Source organism: Teichococcus vastitatis, from assembly GCF_003604215.1.
Classification (GTDB): Bacteria; Pseudomonadota; Alphaproteobacteria; order Acetobacterales; family Acetobacteraceae; genus Pseudoroseomonas; species Pseudoroseomonas vastitatis.
On record NZ_QXGS01000248.1, the window covers coordinates 1 to 503 of the forward strand.

Annotated in this window: 1 pseudogene; it reads left to right on the forward strand. The window is 67.4% G+C overall.

From position 1 onward, the window contains the following. Window positions 1-137: 137 nt before the first annotated feature. Window positions 138-503 (forward strand): annotated as a pseudogene (locus D2K64_RS24140) (IS110 family transposase); the annotation flags it as partial.

Sequence of the window (503 nt, forward strand, 5' to 3'; positions counted from 1 at the left end):
CCTCACTCAGAGCCTGGATTTTGGTGGTGCGGCCGCCGTGGCTGATACCGGGCGCCTGGATCGTCTGCCCCCTTCATGGAATGGCCCGCCCCTCTTTCGCGTAGCCTGTCTGGGGCAACCGGAAAGGGAGAGGGAACATGGACAATCAGGTTCTCGGGATCGACCTCGGCAAGAACAGTTGCAACCTGGTCGGGCTGGACGCCTCCGGCCGGGTAGTGACCCGGCGGCGCATGCGGCGGGAGAGCATCGCGGCCTTCGCGGCCAGGGCGCCGGGCCGCGTCGTGGCGATGGAGGCGTGCTGCGGAGCGCACCACCTGGGCTGACAGTTGGCGGCGCAAGGTCACGAGGTGCGCCTGATGTCGCCGGAGTATGTGCGGCCCTAAGTCAAGGCGCAGAAGAACAACGACCGGGACGCTGAGGCGATCGCTGAGGCCGCGACCCGGCCGCCGATGCGGTTCGTCGCCTTCAAGAGCGAGAAGCAGCTCGACGTGCAGATCCTGCAC